Source organism: Roseomonas sp. AR75, assembly GCF_005222815.1.
Classification (GTDB): domain Bacteria; phylum Pseudomonadota; class Alphaproteobacteria; order Acetobacterales; family Acetobacteraceae; genus Falsiroseomonas.
Window position 1 is genome coordinate 922,336 of record NZ_STGB01000004.1, and the last position, 16,443, is coordinate 938,778.

At 70.1% G+C, this 16,443-nt stretch carries 17 protein-coding genes; 14 read left to right on the top strand and 3 right to left on the bottom strand.

Annotated features, from left to right (window positions below; translation table 11 throughout):
* The first annotated feature begins 14 nt into the window (after positions 1-14).
* The 4 genes from E4T13_RS18435 (at position 15) to E4T13_RS18450 (ending at position 3,807) form a co-directional block, all read left to right on the top strand.
* A complete protein-coding gene (locus E4T13_RS18435; protein ID WP_206030214.1) occupies positions 15-821 on the top strand; it encodes an IclR family transcriptional regulator in 807 nt (268 codons plus the stop codon).
* A 114-nt stretch (positions 822-935) separates the two neighbouring features.
* The gene (locus E4T13_RS18440; protein ID WP_137179739.1) at positions 936-1,259 is read left to right on the top strand and encodes a (2Fe-2S)-binding protein; all 324 of its coding nucleotides are present in this window, start codon (positions 936-938) and stop codon (positions 1,257-1,259) included.
* Entirely contained in the window at positions 1,256-2,620 is a 1,365-nt protein-coding gene (locus E4T13_RS18445; RefSeq protein WP_137179740.1) for an NAD(P)/FAD-dependent oxidoreductase, read from the top strand. The genes E4T13_RS18440 and E4T13_RS18445 overlap by 4 nt, the downstream gene beginning before the upstream one ends.
* Positions 2,617-3,807: an FAD-binding oxidoreductase gene (locus E4T13_RS18450; protein ID WP_137179741.1), complete on the top strand. Its 1,191-nt coding sequence runs from the start codon at positions 2,617-2,619 to the stop codon at positions 3,805-3,807. The genes E4T13_RS18445 and E4T13_RS18450 overlap by 4 nt, the downstream gene beginning before the upstream one ends.
* Positions 3,808-3,809: 2 nt before the next feature.
* On the opposite strand, the gene E4T13_RS18455 is transcribed toward E4T13_RS18450, so the two are convergent.
* Positions 3,810-4,898, bottom strand: coding sequence for a hypothetical protein (locus tag E4T13_RS18455; RefSeq protein WP_206030215.1), 1,089 nt, complete (start codon positions 4,896-4,898; stop codon positions 3,810-3,812).
* Positions 4,899-5,115: 217 nt separating this feature from the next.
* Between E4T13_RS18455 and E4T13_RS18460 the strand changes: the two genes are divergently transcribed.
* From E4T13_RS18460 to E4T13_RS18500, 9 genes are read left to right on the top strand one after another with little or no spacing between them, the layout of a single operon-like run.
* Entirely contained in the window at positions 5,116-6,672 is a 1,557-nt protein-coding gene (locus E4T13_RS18460; protein ID WP_137179743.1) for an ABC transporter substrate-binding protein, read from the top strand.
* Between the two features lie 6 nt (positions 6,673-6,678).
* On the top strand, positions 6,679-7,632 hold the full coding sequence (locus E4T13_RS18465; RefSeq protein WP_206030216.1) for an ABC transporter permease: 954 nt from the start codon (positions 6,679-6,681) through the stop codon (positions 7,630-7,632).
* Positions 7,629-8,432, top strand: coding sequence for an ABC transporter permease (locus E4T13_RS18470; RefSeq protein WP_240791187.1), 804 nt, complete (start codon positions 7,629-7,631; stop codon positions 8,430-8,432). The genes E4T13_RS18465 and E4T13_RS18470 overlap by 4 nt, the downstream gene beginning before the upstream one ends.
* On the top strand, positions 8,429-9,424 hold the full coding sequence (locus E4T13_RS18475) for an ABC transporter ATP-binding protein (protein WP_137179744.1): 996 nt from the start codon (positions 8,429-8,431) through the stop codon (positions 9,422-9,424). The genes E4T13_RS18470 and E4T13_RS18475 overlap by 4 nt, the downstream gene beginning before the upstream one ends.
* Complete coding sequence (locus tag E4T13_RS18480; protein WP_137179745.1) at positions 9,421-10,410, top strand: ABC transporter ATP-binding protein; 990 nt, start codon at positions 9,421-9,423, stop codon at positions 10,408-10,410. Before E4T13_RS18475 ends, E4T13_RS18480 begins: the two co-directional genes overlap by 4 nt.
* Complete coding sequence (locus tag E4T13_RS18485; RefSeq protein WP_137179746.1) at positions 10,397-11,194, top strand: enoyl-CoA hydratase/isomerase family protein; 798 nt, start codon at positions 10,397-10,399, stop codon at positions 11,192-11,194. Before E4T13_RS18480 ends, E4T13_RS18485 begins: the two co-directional genes overlap by 14 nt.
* Positions 11,195-11,196: 2 nt before the next feature.
* Positions 11,197-12,066, top strand: a complete 870-nt coding sequence (locus E4T13_RS18490) for an enoyl-CoA hydratase/isomerase family protein (protein WP_137179747.1) — start codon at positions 11,197-11,199, stop codon at positions 12,064-12,066.
* Positions 12,063-13,166 carry an ATP-grasp domain-containing protein gene (locus tag E4T13_RS18495; protein WP_137179748.1) on the top strand — a complete coding sequence of 368 codons (1,104 nt, stop codon included), beginning with the start codon at positions 12,063-12,065 and terminating at the stop codon, positions 13,164-13,166. Before E4T13_RS18490 ends, E4T13_RS18495 begins: the two co-directional genes overlap by 4 nt.
* Positions 13,166-14,029 (top strand): succinate--CoA ligase subunit alpha, encoded by an 864-nt coding sequence (locus E4T13_RS18500; RefSeq protein ID WP_137179749.1) that lies wholly within the window; start codon positions 13,166-13,168, stop codon positions 14,027-14,029. The genes E4T13_RS18495 and E4T13_RS18500 overlap by 1 nt, the downstream gene beginning before the upstream one ends.
* Here the strand turns inward: E4T13_RS18500 and E4T13_RS18505 are convergent.
* The gene (locus E4T13_RS18505; protein WP_170985069.1) at positions 14,021-15,646 is read right to left on the bottom strand and encodes a class I adenylate-forming enzyme family protein; all 1,626 of its coding nucleotides are present in this window, start codon (positions 15,644-15,646) and stop codon (positions 14,021-14,023) included. The two genes, E4T13_RS18500 and E4T13_RS18505, sit on opposite strands and share 9 nt — an antisense overlap.
* 166 nt (positions 15,647-15,812) lie before the next feature.
* On the opposite strand from E4T13_RS18505, the gene E4T13_RS18510 reads away from it, so the two are divergent.
* Positions 15,813-16,118: a hypothetical protein gene (locus tag E4T13_RS18510; protein ID WP_206030217.1), complete on the top strand. Its 306-nt coding sequence runs from the start codon at positions 15,813-15,815 to the stop codon at positions 16,116-16,118.
* On the opposite strand, the gene E4T13_RS18515 is transcribed toward E4T13_RS18510, so the two are convergent.
* Entirely contained in the window at positions 16,115-16,306 is a 192-nt protein-coding gene (locus E4T13_RS18515; protein ID WP_137179752.1) for a hypothetical protein, read from the bottom strand. The genes E4T13_RS18510 and E4T13_RS18515 overlap by 4 nt on opposite strands.
* Positions 16,307-16,443 lie beyond the last annotated feature (137 nt).

A 16,443-nucleotide genomic window follows, 5' to 3' on the forward strand; every position in this document is an offset into this window, starting at 1 on the left:
GAGGACCAGAGCCCGTGTCCGCCACAGCCCGGAAGCAGCTGCCCCCGCCCGCGGAGGATGCGCTCTATGTCCAGTCCGTGGAGAAGGCGTTCCGTGTGCTCGCCGCCATCGGGCGCGGGCGCGCCGGCATGGGGCTCACCGAGCTCGCCGCCACCTCCGGTCTCGACCGCAGCGCGGCGCAGCGCTTCTCCCACACGCTGGAGCGGCTGGGCTACCTGAAGAAGGATCCGCGCACCCGCCGTTATGAACTGACGCCGCGGACGCTCGACATGGGCGCGATGTATATCCGCTCGTCCACGCTGGTGGACCGGGCGCTGCCCTGCCTGATCGAGCTGAGCCGCCGCACCGGGGAGGCGGTGAACCTGACGGTGCTGGACGGCACCGAGATCGTCTATCTCGCAAGGCTGCTGAGCCGCAGCGCGATGCATGCCAACATCACCATCGGCAGCCGCCTGCCGGCCTTCTGCACCGCGCCGGGCACCGCGATGCTGGCGGCGCTGCCGCGGCCCCAAGCGTTGAGCATACTCGAGGGATCGGAACGGCGCGCCTTCACGCGACAGACCGTGACGGAGTTGCCAACGCTGCTCAAGCGGCTGGATGAGGCGGCGCGCCGCGGCTACGCGCTGCTGGACGAGCAGATCTTCGTGCACGACGTCTCCATTGCGGCGCCGATCCTCGGCGGTGCGGGCGAGCCGGTCGCCGCGGTGAACATCGCCGTTTCCCGCCTGCGCTGCCCGCCGGAGGAGGCCGAGGCCCGCTACGCCCCCCTGGTGACCGACGCCGCGGCGGCGATGTCGCGCACCCTGCCGGGGACGGATTGAGCGCCGCTTCGGCGCGATCCGGCGGCTTGACGCCACTCGATGCGGGGTGGACGCTGGCGATGATCATCATCGCATCGCGATGGAATCGCCCGAAGCAGTCGCGCGGGAGGAGGGATGGCCGCAGCCCCGAGTGACCCGCCGCGGCAGCGCCTGCTGCGGGTCGCCGCCTGCACCGGTCCGGAGGTCGCGCTGGTCGTGGACGGGCAGGCGGTGACCGCGCGGGAGGGGGAGAGCGTGCTCTCCGCGGTGCTTGGCGTCGTGGATCATCTGCGCCTGCACGAGGTGAGCGGCGAACTCCGTGCCGGTTTCTGCCTGATGGGCGCCTGCCAGGATTGCTGGGTGTGGTTCGCCGACGCGCCGCGCGGCCGTGCCTGCACCACGCCGGTTCGGGAAGGCATGCAGGTGTTCACGCGCCCGCCGCCAGGGCTGCTGCCGTGACCCGCATCGTCGTTGTCGGCGCCGGTCCTGCCGGCGTGGCCGCGGCCACCTTGCTGGTCGAACGCGGCGCCGATGTGACGCTGATCGAGGAGCGGGCGCAGCCCGGCGGCCAGGTCTGGCGGGCGCCGGCACCCGGCCTCGCGCTCGACATGGATCGGCTGCTGCGCGGCGATTCGGAGGGTTTCAGGCGGTTCCATGCAGGCTTCGCCGTTCTCCGGCCGCGCATCGATTGGCGGCCGGAGACGCTGGTGTGGAACGTGCATGGCGGCACGGTTCAGATCGTCGCGGGCGGCGCGCAGCAGGCGCTGCCCTATGACGCGCTGCTGTTGGCCACCGGCGCGACCGACCGCATCGCGCCGATACCTGGCTGGACGCTGCCGGGCGTTTTTGCGCTGGGCGGCGCGCAGGCGGTGCTGAAGGACCAGGGCTGCCTCATTGGCCGCGAGGTGGTGTTCTGCGGCAGTTCGCCGCTGCTTTTCCTGGCCGCGGTGCAGTATGCGCGCTTCGGCGCGGCGGTGACGGTCCTGGACACCACGCCGCTCGGCGCGAAGATTTCAGCCGTGCCGGGGCTCGCCGCTTCGGCTCCGCGCCAACTGGCCAAGGGCATAGGGTTGATGGCGGCGCTGCGGCGGCAGGGCCGGCCGATGCATCTCGGCGTGACCTTGCTCGGCTTCGAGGGCTCAGGCGGTGTGACCGGCGTGCGCTGGCGCGACGCGCGCGGCGTCGAGCGTGTCACCGCCTGCGATGCCGTCGCCTATGGCCATGGGTTGCGGCCGGAGAGCCAACTTGCCGAGATCGCCGGCGCGTCCCTGCGCTTCGACCGGCTGCGCCGCTTCCATGCGCCGGAAGCCGATGCGCTTGGGCGTTGCGGCAACGGGCTCTATGTCGCCGGCGACGGCGCCGCGATCGGCGGCGCAGAGGCTGCCGAGGTCTCGGGCCGGCTGGCGGCGATGGCGCTGCTCGCCGATCGTGGCGAGTCGGTCGAGTTCGGCGCGCTGCCGGAGCGGCTGGCGCGCCTGCGCCGCTTCCAGGACGGGCTGGCGCGCGCCTTCGCCTGGCCGCATGCGCAGGTGGCTGCGCTGGCGGACGGCGTGACCGTCTGCCGTTGCGAGCAGATCACCGCCGGCGAAGTGCGAGCCGTGCTGGCGCCGCAGCTGGGCGCTGCCGAGGTCAACCGCATGAAGGCTGCGACGCGCTGCGGCATGGGGCGATGCCAGGGCCGCTATTGCGGCCATGCCGCGGCCGAGATCACCGCCGCCGCGCTGGGCCGCGCCGATGCACCGCTGGATCGGCTGCGCGCGCAGCCGCCGGTGAAGCCGCTGCCCATCGCCTCCGCCCTGGTGGAGGACGACTGGCCATGAGCAGCGTCACCGCGGATGTCGGCATCATCGGCGGCGGGCTTACCGGCTGCGCCACCGCCTATCATCTGGCCAGGCGCGGCGCGCGCGTGGTGCTGCTGGAGCGGGGCTTCGTCGGCGCGCAATCCTCCGGCGTGAATTTCGGCAATCTCCGCCTGCAGGGGCGCTACCTGCGGCAATTGCCTCTGGCGCTCCGCGCGCAACGCCTGTGGGAGGAACTGGAGGCGGAGATCGGCGAGAGCGTGGAGTTCTCGCAGACCGGCCATGTGCTGGCGGCGGTGACGCCGGCGCATGTGGCGGAAATCGAGACGCACGCCGTGGACTGCAAGCCCTACGGGCTGGACGTCGAGATCCTGGATCGGCGGGAGACTCTGCGCCGCTGGCCCTTCTTGGGCGAGATCGTGATCGGTTCCTCCTGGTCGCCGCGCGACGCCACGGTGAATTCGCGCCTGGTCTGCCCGGCGTTGGCGCGTGCGGCACGACGCCATGGCGCCGACATCCGCGAGCAGGTCAGCGTGACGGCGGTGGAGCAGGCCGCGGGCGGCGCCTTCCGCGTCGTCACGGACCAGGGCTTCGTGCTGGACTGCGGGCATCTGGTGAACGCGGCCGGCGCCTGGGCGGCGCCGCTCGCGGCGCAGTTCGGCGAGGAGGTGCCGGCCTTCGCCGCGGGTCCCGTGCAGATGGTGACGGAGCCGCTGCCGCGCTTCCTCGATCCGGTGATCCACGCCGTGGATGGCGGCATCCTGTTCCGCCAGACCGCGCGCGGCAACGTGCTGATCGCCGGCCATCCGCGCGTGCCCGTGGATGCGGAGAGCCGCCGCACCCGGGTGCCGCCGCAGAAGGCGACGATCAACATGGCGCGGCTGGCGAAGATCGCGCCCTTCCTCCGCACGCAGAACATCATCCGCATGTGGACGGGGATCGAGGGCTACCTGCCGGACATGCTGCCCGTGTTCGGCCCCAGCCGCACGACACCGGGTCTGCTGCACGCCTTCGCCTTCTGCGGGCACGGGCTGCAGATCGGCCCAGCGGTGGGCGCGGTGCTGGCGGAACTGATCCTGGATGGCGGCACGCAGACGCCGATCGGCGACTTCGCCATCGACCGCTTCCGCACGCCGATGGCGGCCGACAAGGCGAAGCTGAAGCACGAATTCGACATGGAGATCCTGGATCGCAAGATGCCGAACTGAACCTATGCGGGTTCGGCCTGCAGGCGCGCGCGCAGCGCCTGCATCGCGGCATAGGCTTCGTCGAGATCGCGCACCGCGAAGCCGCCGGCCAGGTCCGGGCTGACGCTGCGCAGCACCTGCTCCACCGTGCCGGTGTAGCGCGCCGTGCCATTCTCGATGACGAGGCCGCTGCGCCGTTCGAAGGCGTCGTTCCAGGCAATGGCTTCGGTTTCGGTCAGCCCCGGCGGCAGGTCGAGCCGCAGCGCGCCATGCTCGAAGGCCACGGGATAGCCACCTGGCAGGCCGTGCGGTCCAGGCACATGGCCGCGCCAGCTGGTGCCGCCGGCGATCGCATGCAGCAGCGGGACCGCGGCGGCGCCGGAGATGTCGATCACCGGTTCCGGCGTCAACTGCACGTCGGCGAATCGTGCTGCGACGTCCTGCAACTCGCTTGTCCCGAGCCACACGCGTGGCGGCGGCGCGACACCCGCGCGCTGGTCGGGCGGTAGCCGGAACGGCGCGATGGTGCGGTACTGCGCCAGCACACGGAGATCGCGCGCATCCTCGCCCAGCATGCCGCCGAAGGCGTTGGCGAGGATAGCGACATTGCCGATGCCGCAGGTGATCGGCAGGCCGAGCGCCGCGATGATCCCGTTCGCGACATCCGGGTAGCAGCAATTGATGAAGAGGCTCTCCGGCGACCTTGCCGCGACGGCGCGCGACGCGAGTACGGAAAGCCGCGCCTGGAATACAGCCGTCAGGCTGAGCCCGGCTGCGGCGACCAGCGTGCCCCACCGATTGGCGCGCCCGGCGATGACGCCGCCGGCCTGTGCCGAGGCGGCCTGCAGCACGACCTTGGGCCGCAGCGTCGCGACAAGCGCGGCGGCCTGCTCCGACCGTTCGAGGTCGAGGTCACGCAAGGTGACAGCAACGCGGCGCCCGAACATCGCCGCGCGGGCCAATGCGGCGGTGCGCATCCAGGCAAGCCGCGCGGCATTGCGCCCCGCCAGCGCCACCGAGACGGGCCGGGGCGCGGTCGCAGCGAGGTCGAACAGGATGCGGGCGGCGAAACTGCCCGTGCCGCAGAGAAGGATATCGGCACGCTCGACCAAGACGATGTCCCTTCGGATGGAATGCGCGCGGCATTGCGCGCATCGTCGTTGACACCGTCCGGCGCTGCCTTCACGCTGTCAATAACGCGTATCGGATCGCGATTATTGATCGCCCCAGGAACAACAGCCTTGCTGCCTGCACCGCTTCCGCGTCGCCCAGCTTCCGTTGCGTCGCGGTCCGCGCGTGCTCAACCATGAAGAAGACGGAGGCGAGTCCATGAGACGACGCGACCTGACGGCGCTTGGCGCCGCATCCTTCCTGGCGCTCGGCAAGGGGCGAGAGGCGGTGGCGCAGGCCACCGGCGCGCGACTGCTGACGATTGCGGTGCCGATCGACCCGCAGAACCTCGATCCGTCCACCAACACCGCGAATGTGGTGGCGATCATCAACCAGAATGTCTTCGAGCCGCTCTACACCTATGACGGCGAGTGGCGCGTGCAGCCCATGCTGGCGGCGGGGATGCCGGTCTATGCCGATGGCGGCAAGCTCATGACCATTCCGCTGCGTTCGGGCGTGCGCTTCCACAATGGTGCGACGATGACGGCCGATGACGTGGTCGCTTCGCTCGAACGCTGGCAGAAGCTGTCGATCCGCGGGCGCCTCGCGGCGCAGACCATCGAGAGCGTCACTGCGACAGGTCCGCTGGAAGTGCAGATCAAGCTGAAGGCGCCCTTCGCCACGCTGCTGCACATGTTCGCCTTCTTCAACGCAGCGATGGCTGTCATGCCGGCCTCCATCGCGCGCGAGACGACGGGCGGGCCGCTGGGCAATGTGGAGCAGTTTGTCGGCACCGGCCCTTTCCGCCTGACGGAGCGCCGGCCTGACCAGTATGTGCGGCTGCAGAAGTTCGACGAATACACGCCATCCTCGCTGCCCTTCTCCGGCTATGCCGGCCGGCGCGAAGCGATGGTGCAGGAACTGCGCTTCATCCCCGTGCCGAATGCCGGCACGCGGCTGCAATCCATCCTCTCCGGCCAGTACGACGTGGCCGACAATGTGCCGACCGAATTCGTCAGCCGCATCCGCCGCAGCCAGAACGCCGAGGCGCTGGTGGTGAAATGGAGCGGCTGGATCCAGATGGTGATGAACACGCGCCAGGGTCCCACGCAGAACGTGCTGGTGCGTCGCGCCGTGCAGGCGGCGCTGGATCCGACCGCCATCATGACGGCGGGCTTCGGCAACCCGGAGTTCTTCGGGATCGGCGGCAGCCTGTATCCCGAAGGCGCCCCGCTGCACTCCACGGCCGGCATCGAGCTCTACAACCAGCGCAATCCCGCGAAGGCGCGACAATTGCTGGCGGAGGCGGGCTATTCCGGCCAGCCCTTCCGCTTCATCACCAGCCAGCAATACGACTTCGTCTACAAATCCGTGCTGGTGGCCGCGGACAATCTCCGTGCGGCGGGCATGACCGTGGAAGTGGTGCTGATGGACTGGGCCAGCGTGCTGCAGCGGCGCAACAACCCGGAGATCTGGGAGGCGTATTTCACCTTCCACAACTTCGTGCCGGAGCCGAGCCTCATCACCTTCATGAACCCGAGCTTCCCGGGCTGGTGGGACACGCCGCAGAAGCGCGAGGCGTTGGCCGCCTTCACCGGCACGCTGGTCGAGGCGGAGCGCGTGGCAGCCTGGCACAAGCTGCAGCAGGTGATGATGGAGGACGCGCAGACCATCACGGTCGGCAGCTACTACGGCCTGATGGCGCATAACCGCAGCGTGCGCGGCCTGCAGCCCTTCCTGCAGACGCCGTATTTCAACGTGTCGAAGGGGCGCTGAGCAGGAGTGTTCGCCTACGGCCTGCTGCGCAAGCTGGGCAGCGTCGTCGCGGTGATGTTCATCGTCGCGACGACGGTCTTCGTGATCTCCCGCGTCATACCGGGCGACCCGGCGGGGGTGATGCTGGGTGCCGCGGCGACGCCCGAGGAGATCGCGCGGCTGCGCGTGGAACTCGGCCTCGATCGGCCGCTGCCGGTCCAATACGTGGAGTTCATGGGCCAACTGCTGCGGCTGGATCTCGGGCAGTCCATCTTCCTGGGCCAGCCGGTGCTGGAAGCGATCATCGAACGCTCCGGGCTGACCTTCGCGCTCTGCGCCTTCGCCACCACGCTGTCCGTGCTGATCGGATTGCCGCTGGGCATCGTCGCCGGCGTCTGGCGCGGCAGTTGGGTGGATCGCGCAGCATCGGGCTTCGCCTTGCTGGGCGCGAGCCTGCCCTCCTTCTGGATCGCGCTGGTGCTCATCCGCTACCTGGCCGCCGAAACCGGCTGGTTTCCCGTGTCGGGCTGGGGCGGGCCGGACGCCACCATGCCGGAGCGGCTGCACCACCTGATCCTGCCGGCGATCGTGCTCGCGCTCCCACCGGGCGTGCTGCTGCTGCGGACCACACGCGCCGGCATGATGGACGTTCTTTCGCAGGACTATGTGCGCACGGCGCGCGCGAAGGGGCTTGCACCCTGGACGGTGGTGATGAAGCACGCGCTGCGCAACACCATGCTGCCCCTGGTGACCGTGATCGGGCTCACCGTCGCCATGCTGGTCGGGCGGACAGTGGTGACGGAGACGGTGTTCGGATTGCCCGGCATCGGGAACATGGTGATCGCCGGCGTGCAGCGGCGGGACTATCCGGTGATCCAGGGCGTGCTCATGGTGATCTCCGGCTTCTACGTGCTGCTGAACCTGTTCGTGGACATCCTCTACACGCGGCTCGATCCGCGGCTGCGCGGCCGCTTCGCGTGAGCCGGGTGAAGCCTTTCGTGGCGATCGGCCTGCTGGTGCTGGCGGTGCTGTTCGTCTCGCCCTGGATGACGAGTGTCGATCCGCTGAAGCTGTCGGTCATGGATCGCCTGAAGCCGCCATCGGCGCTGCATCCCTTCGGCACCGACGATTTCGGTCGCGACGTCTTCGCGCGCGTCGCGCACGGCGCGCGGCTGTCGCTGATCATCGGCTTCCTGGTAACGGCGGTGGCCACGCTGCTGGGCACGGCGATCGGCCTTGCCGCGGGCTTCTTCCGCCGCGCGGATCCCTTCCTCGCACGGCTGCTGGACGCGATGATGGCCTTTCCGGACATCCTGCTCGCGGTCGCGCTGATGGCGGCCTTCGGGCAGAACCTGGGCAATGTCGTCATCGCGCTCGGGCTGGTCTATGCGCCGCGTGTCGCGCGCGTGGTGCGCGCCTCCACCCTCGCGCAGCGGGGCATGCTGTTCGTGGAGGCAGCGGAATCGATGGGTGCGGGGCGGCTGCGCATCCTGCTGCTGCATGTGCTACCGAACATCCTCCCGGTGCTGTTCGTCCAGGCCACCTTCGTCTTCGCCTATGCGCTGCTGACGGAATCGGCGCTGTCCTTCCTGGGCGTCGGCGTGCCGCCGGAAGTGCCGACGCTCGGCAACATGATCGCCGCCGCCCAGCTCTATTTTGACGACGCTGCCTGGCTGATCCTGTTCCCCGGCGCCGCCATCGCGCTGGCGGTGCTCTGCCTGCAGATGGTGGGCGACGGCCTGCGCGACGCGCTGGACCCGATCCTGCGCGGCGCCGAATGAGCACACCGCTGCTCGAGGTGCGCAACCTCTCCGTCGAGTTCCGCCAGCGGGGCGGTGCAGTCCGCGCGGTGCAGGATGTGGGGTTCGCGCTGCAGGCCGGGCGCACCTTCGCGCTGGTCGGCGAATCCGGCTCCGGCAAGTCGGTGACAAGCCTGGCCATCATGCGCCTGCTGGCGGCGCCGGCGGGGCGCATCACCGGTGGCGCGGTGTTGCTGCACGCGGAGGGACGAACGCTCGATCTGGTGCAACTGTCGGAACGTGAGATGCGCCGCGTGCGCGGTCGGCTGGCAGCGATGGTGTTCCAGGAGCCGATGACCAGCCTCAACCCGGTGCTGCCGGTGGGCGAGCAGATCGCCGAGGTGCTGCGCCTGCATCTGGGGATGGATCACGGCGCGGCGGCGAAGCAGGCGGTGCATCTGCTTGACCGCGTCGGCATCCCCGACGCGCCGCGCCGCGCGCGCGAGTATCCGCATGAGCTGTCCGGGGGCATGCGACAGCGCGTGATGATCGCCATCGCGCTGGCCTGCAAGCCGCTGCTGATGATCGCGGACGAGCCGACCACGGCGCTGGACGTCACAATCCAGGCACAGATGCTGGCGCTGATCCGCGAGTTGCAGGACGAGACCGGCATGGCCGTGCTGTTCATCACGCACAATCTGGGCGTGGTCGCGGAGATCGCCGATGATGTCGCCGTGATGTACGGTGGACAGTTCGTCGAGACGGGCGCCACGGCCGATGTGCTGGCACGGCCGCGGCATCCCTACACGTCCGCTCTGCTCGACAGCCTGCCGCCGGAGATCGGCAGCCAGGCACCGCCGCGTCAGCCGCTGCGCGCCATTCCCGGCGGCGTCGTGAACCTGCGCGCGCCGCCGCAGGGCTGCCGCTTCGCGGAACGCTGCGCGTTGCGCATCGACGCCTGCGAGGCCGCTCCGGTGCCGCTGCGCGTCCTTGATGATGGCGCCGTGCGCTGCATCCGCGCCGGTGCCGCATGACGGTGCTGCTGGATGTCGCGGCACTGACGAAGGAGTTTCCGCTGCCCGGCGGGCGCGTGTTCCGCGCCGTCGAAGACGTCGCCTTCCGCCTGGGTCACGGCGAGATCCTGGGGCTTGTCGGGGAGTCCGGCAGCGGGAAGACCACGGTCGGTCGCTGCCTGCTGCGCCTGACGGAGCCGACGCGCGGGCAACTGGTGTTCGACGGGACGGACCTGATGACACTGCCGCGCGAGGCGCTGCGACGTATGCGCCGGCGCATCCAGATGGTGTTCCAGGACCCCTTCGCGAGCCTCAATCCGCGCCTGACGGTCGGCCGCATCGTGGCGGAGCCGATGGAAATCCATCGGCTGCACGATGGTCGCGCTGCGCGCCAGGGCAAGGTGCGCGCGCTGCTGGAGGAGGTCGGCCTGCCGGGCGACGCCGCCACGCGATACCCGCACCAGTTCTCCGGCGGGCAGCGCCAGCGCATCGGCATCGCGCGCGCCCTGGCCGCGGAGCCGGACCTCATCGTGGCGGACGAGCCCGTGTCCGCGCTGGATGTCTCGGTGCAGGCGCAGGTGCTGAACCTGCTGGCCGACCTGCAGCGCAGGCGCGGCCTCGCGATGCTGTTCATCTCGCACGACCTGGAAGTGGTGCGGCATTTCTGCGACCGGATCGTGGTGATGTACGCTGGCCGGGTGATGGAACAGGGCCCGGGATCGGTCGTGGTCGGCGCACCCGTGCATCCCTACACGCGCGCGCTGATCGCCGCCGTGCCGCGGCGCGACCCGTTGCAGCGCCGCCTGCACGCACCGATCGGCGGCGAGGTGCCGAACCCCATGTCGCTGCCGGAAGGCTGCGTGTTCCACACACGTTGCCCGCATGTGGTGCGCGCCTGCCTGGAAGCCCGCCCGCGCCTGGAAGCGGTCGGCGCCGATCATCTCGCCGCCTGCTCCAACCCGGCGGCACGCATTGCATTGAAGGACATGACCGATGCTGGTGATTGACGACGCCGCGCGCAAGGCGGCCGAGGGCCATGTGCTGGCCACGATGGACGGCGCAATCCTCGTGATCACGCTGAACCGGCCGGAGCGCCTGAACGCCTGGAACGCCGCGATGCGCGCCCGCCTGGTGGAACTGCTGCAGGATGCGAATGCGGACGACGCCATCAAGGGCGTGGTGCTGACCGGCGCCGGCGACCGCGCCTTCTGCGCCGGCCAGGACCTGAACGAGGGCAAGACCTTCGACGGCGCGCGTGCCGAGGAATGGATCGAGGAATGGCGCCGCCTTTATGGCACGATGCGCCGCTTCGAGAAGCCTCTGGTGATCGCACTGAACGGTCTGGCGGCAGGCTCCGCCTTCCAGGTCGCGCTGCTGGGCGACATCCGCGTCGGCCATGCCGGATCGAAGATGGGGCAACCGGAGATCAATTCGGGCATCGTCAGCGCAACGGGCTTCTGGATCATCCGGGAGATGCTGGGCCTGTCGCGCGCGATCGAGATGATCCTGACGGGCCGCATGGCGGAGGCAGAGGAATGCCACCGCGTCGGCCTGATGCACCACCTGGTGCCGGCGGATCAGGTGCGCGCCAAGGCGCTGGAGATTGCGCGCGAGCTCGCCGCGAAGCCGCCGCTGGCCTTCAAGCTGAACAAGCAGCGCTTCTGCGCTGCCACGCAGGCCGGCTTCGACGAGACTTTCGAGGCCGCGCGCATCATCCACCGTCACGCCTTCGACGCCGGCGAGCCGCAGCGCGTCATGGAAGCCTTCCTCGGCAAGAACAAGGGCGCCTGATCATGGCCATCCAGGACGGACCGATGAAGACGGAAGGGCTGCTGCCCGCCATCGACGAGCGCTTCGGCTACGAGGAGGCAGACGCGATCGCGACCATCACCATCCGTCGCCCGCAGAAGCTGAACGCGCTGCTGCCGGACATGATCATCGCCTTCGCCGACCTGCTGGAACGCGCGCGCCGCAACCGCGCCATCCGCTGCGTGGTGATCGCGGGTGAAGGGCGCGCCTTCTGCGCCGGCGACGACCTGGCGCCGGAGGACCGCTTCGCCTATGGCCCGCCCGACCTGCATACGCGGCTGGTGATGGGCTATCCGCGGCTGCTCACGCAGATCATGGCGCTGCGCAAGCCGGTGATCGCGATGGTGCAGGGCTACGCCGTCGGCGCCGGCTTCGACCTGGCGCTGGCCTGCGACTTCCGTATCGTCGCGAGGGGAACGAAGCTTGGCGCGGTCTATGTGCAGCGCGGGCTTGGCGGCGGCGGGTCCTATCTGCTGCCGCGCTATGTCGGCTTCGGCAAGGCGACAGAGATGCTGCTGCTCGGCGACATGCTGAGCGCCGAGGAGTGCCTGGCGCTGCACCTCGTCACCAAGGTGGTGGAGCCGGAGTCGTTGCGCGGCACCACATATGCGCTGGCGGAGCGCTTGGCGAGGGGGCCGACACAGGCCTATGGCGCGGTGAAGCACGCGCGCAACCAGGGGCTCGGCTGCGATCCGGTAAAGGGCATCGAATTCCAGATCGGCTGCAACGTGGAGCTGATGTTCCACCGTGACGCCCGCATCGGCCCGCGCGCCTTCGCGCAGAAGCAGCAGCCCGACTTCACCGGCGAGTGGATCGACCTGCAATACGACGAATTCGATCCCGACTACCGATGATCCGGCTTCTGGAGCACGAGGGCAAGGCGCTGCTGGCGCGCCACGGCATCGCCATCCCGCCTGGCGCGCTGTTCCCCGCGCTGCCGGCGGCAGGCCCCTTCATGGTGAAGGCGCAGGTGTTCCAGGGCGGTCGCGGCAAGGCGGGCGGCATCCGCCCGGCCGAGGACGCGGCCGGGGCACGGCAGGCAGCGGCCGCGATCGGCGCGCTCGCCATCGGCGGCGAGCGCGTTCGCGCCGTCTATGTCGAGCAGAGGCTGGCGGTCGCGCGAGAGCTGTACCTCGCGCTGCAGCTCGACCGCGATCTCGGCCAGGTGGTGATCCTCGCCTGCGAGGAGGGCGGCGTGGAGATCGAGGCGATCCCGCACGAGCGCATCCGCCGCTTCCCGGTCGATCCGCTGATCGGCCTTCAGGGCCACACGATCGCGGCCGTCGCGCGCGTGCTGGGCGGTGGCGGCACCGCCGATGCCGCCATCGCCGACATCCTGCGTCGCGCCTACAACGCCCTGATCGCCGAGGATGCGGAGCTCATCGAGATCAACCCGCTGGTCATCACGGCGGATGGCGTCGTGATCGCGGCGGATGCCAAGGTGCTGCTGGACGAGGACGCCGCGTTCCGCCACCCCGGCCGCAAGTCGATCCCAGACGGCACGGCCTTCGAGGAAGCAGCGCGCGCCCTTGGCGTCATCGGCATCGAGTTCCAGGGTGACATCGCCGCGATGATGAACGGCGCCGGCATGACGATGGCGACGCTGGACCAGGTGATCGCGCGCGGCGGCAGCATCCGCGCGCTGGTCGAACTGCATGGCGCCATGGCGCGCGGGCCCGCGCATCTGGCCGAAATCGTCGGCCTTATGCTGACGCTGCGGCCGAGGGTCTTGCTGTTCAACGCCTATTTCCAGTTCCGCAACCTGGAGACGGTGGCGGAGGGCATCGCCATCGCGCTGCGTGCGGTGCGGGATGCGCCGCCCGCGGTGGTGCGCCTGCGCGGCGTCAATGCCGAAGGTGCACGGCGTATCCTGCATCCTTTGGGCCTGTTCGTGACCGAGGATTTCGACATGGCCTGCCTCCGGGCCATTGCACTCGCCAGGGGTGACGCCTGATGGCGATCCTCGTCGGGCATGAATCGCGCATCCTGATTCAGGGCATCACCGGCGGCACCGGCCGCAGCTATGCCGAGCGCATGGTCCGCCACGGCACGCCGCTGGTCGGGGGCGTGGCGCCCGGACGCGGCGGGCAGACCGTGGCAGGCGTGCCGGTGTTCGACACGGTGGCGGAGGCGGTGGAGGCGACCGGCGCCGATTGCGCGCTCAGCGCGGTGCGCGCGGAACTCGCGCTGGACGCGATGTTCGAGGCGTTCGCGGCGCGCATCCGGCTGGCAGTGCTCTACACCGAGGGCGTGCCGGTGCATGACGCGGTCCGCATGCGGGCGTTTGCGCGCGCGAAGGGCGGGCTGCTGTTCGGGCCGAACTCGGCCGGCGTCATCAGCCCCGGCCGAGCAAACCTGGCCGATATCGCCGACACCGCCGTGCAGCCCGGCCGGATCGGCATCGTCTCCAAGAGTGGCACCCTGACCTATGAGGCAATCGATAGCCTCGCCGCGCAGGGGCTCGGCGTCAGCACCGTCGCGTGCCTCGGCGGCGATCCCGTGGTCGGCGTCGGCTATGCCGAGGTGCTGGCGTTGTTCGAGGCCGATGCGGGGACGGACGCGGTGGTGCTGATCGGCGAGCCCGGCGGCCGCATGGAGTATGCGGGCCTGGAGCAGGCACGGCGCATGGGGAAGCCGGTGGTCGCCTACATCACCGGCCAGCACGCGCCGGCGGAGAAGCGCATGGGCCACGCCGGTGCCATCGCGGGTGGCGCGGATGTCTCGGCGCCCGCCAAGCTCGCCGCCTTCCGCGCGGCCGGCTTTGTCGGGTGCGATCTGGTGACGGATCTCGGGGAAGCCGTGGCGCGGCTAGTCTAGCCACCGCCCCGCCACCCGGTCCCAACACCCCGCGCGCGGGTCGCTGGATTCGGCGATCAGCGCCGGCTTCTGCGGCTTGCCGCTGGTCGAGCGCGGCAGGGGCGTGTCGCGATAGCGCAGGAAGCGCGGCACCTTGAAGGCGGCCAGCCGCTCCGCGCAATGCGCCAGGATGCGCTCCGGCGGCAGCATCGCCGGCGTCGTGCCCGCATCCAGCACAACGAAGGCCTTCACCTCCTCGCCGCGGGTCTCGTCCGGCACCGGCACCACCGCGGCCTCCGCGATGCCGGGCAGCGACAGCAACGCGTTCTCCACCTCCGTCGCCGAGATGTTCTCGTTCGACCGCCGTACCATCTCCTTGATGCGGCCGACGATGGTGACGAAGCCGCGTGCATCCATCGTCGCCAGGTCGCCGCTGCGGAACCACTCGCCATGGAAGGCGTCGCGCGTCGACTCGGGCTTGTTGTGGTAGCCCAGCAGCATCCCCGGCCCGCGGAACAGCAGTTCGCCCGGGGTATCGGGCGGCAGGGTGTTGCCGTGAAGGTCGGCGATGCGCGCTTCCCGGAAGGGCGCCGCCATGCCGCAGGAGCCGCTGCCCACCATCTCCGCCGCGCCGATCGGCGTGAACAGGCCGAGGCCGATCTCCGTCATGCCGAAGCTGCTGCGCGCGGGGAAGCCGAAGCGCTGCTCCAGTTCCGCATGCAGTTCCTTGCGGTGGATCGAGAGGTTGGCGCGGATCACGCCGTTCTCGCGCTCGCGCGGATCGGCCGGCGTGCGCGCGACGATGTCCATCGGGAAGAAGCAGAACTCGATGCGATGGTCGCGCAGCCAGTCGACGAAATGCGTCAGGCTGAGATGCGGCGCGACGAACAGCGTGCCGCGACGGTGGAAGGCCATCAGCATCAGCCATTGCGGCGTCATGTAGAAGAAGGGATTGGGCGACAGGATGCGTTTCAGCACCAGCCCGTCGCAATGCGCATAGGCCTGCGCGCAGGTCAGCCAGTAGCGCTGGGTCAGCAGGCAGCCCTTCGGCAGCCCCGTGGTGCCGGAGGTGTACTGGATGTTCATCAGGTCATCGAGCACCGGCTCCCGCGCGGGCTTCGCCGGCGACGGCGCGGCGTCCAGCAGGGACTGCCACGCCACCTCGCCCGCGCGCGGCGTGCCGGCGACGACCACCCGGTCCAGCACAGGGCGGGGCGAGACGCCGTCCAGCACGGGTAGGTAGTCCTCATGCAGCACGAGGTGGCGTGCGCCGCTGTCCTCCAGCAGGTAGCGCAGCTCATGTGCGGTGTAGCGGACATTCACCGGCGCCATCACGGCGCCCAGCCGGGCCAGGGCCAGCCATGTGACCGGCATCTCCCGCACATTGGGCAGCATCACCGCGACGACGCTGCCATGCCCGACGCCGAGCGCCCGCAGCGCGGCGGCCATCCGATCCATCTGATCGCGCAGAACAGCGTAGGTCAGCGTGGTGCCATCGGCGATGAAGTGCAGCGCGGTTGCCTCCGGCGTATCGTCCGCCGCCTCGTCCAGCAGCGCGCCGATGTTGCGCGGCAGGGGCATCGCCTCCACCCGGCGGATCTGCGCAAGGGCGGCGGGGCGCCAGTCCGGTTCGCTCATGCCGCAACTCCAGGCGAGGCGCGGCTTGCGCGCAAGAGGGGCGGAACGCATGGCCCCTCGCGCTGCCTTCCGCTTGACTGGCGCGACACGGGTGGAGAAGGGATGATGGCCGGCACGCGCGAAGCTCCCGCTGCCGATGGCGGAAGGCTGGCGCCGGATCGCAGCCGTGCTCGAAGCGGCGGGTCGCCGGCGCACGGCCTTCTGCGCCTGTGAACTGCGCTCTCCCGCGCTCTTCACCGAGGACGGTTTCCGCAGCTTCAACGGCGCCTATGCGGCGGTACTGAAGGAGTGGGGCATCCTGCTGCTGCAGGCCTATACCGTGCACGAGATCCATCGCGGCCTGGCCGAGGAGATCGTCGCACGCGGCGCGGCGCGACACGGCCTGACCTGGCATGATTGTCGCCCGCCGGTGCAGGGACTGGACTACGAGATGGACTGCCGCGGCATGCCGGTCGAGCGCGTGCTGGCCTAACCGCCGGCCTGCACAGCGCGCAATGCGCGCCGCAGCTTGGCGATGCCGCTGCGCACATGACCGGTGTCGCAGAGGCGCCGCCCGTCCTCCGCCATGATCGCCGTTTCCTCGGCGCGTGGGCCCGGCTGCGCGGCGAAGCGCGTCGCGAGCTCGGCACAATACGCCGAACTGTCGGTGGTGACGCGCACCGGCACTTCATCGGCCCAGCCCGCAGAGGTGGCGAAGATGACAAGCAAAGGCCCGGCCCACAGCATGGGGCCGAGTGTGGCGCGACGATCCGATCGTGTCCGTGGCGAGATGGTGAAAGCGGGGTCATCCGCGTCCG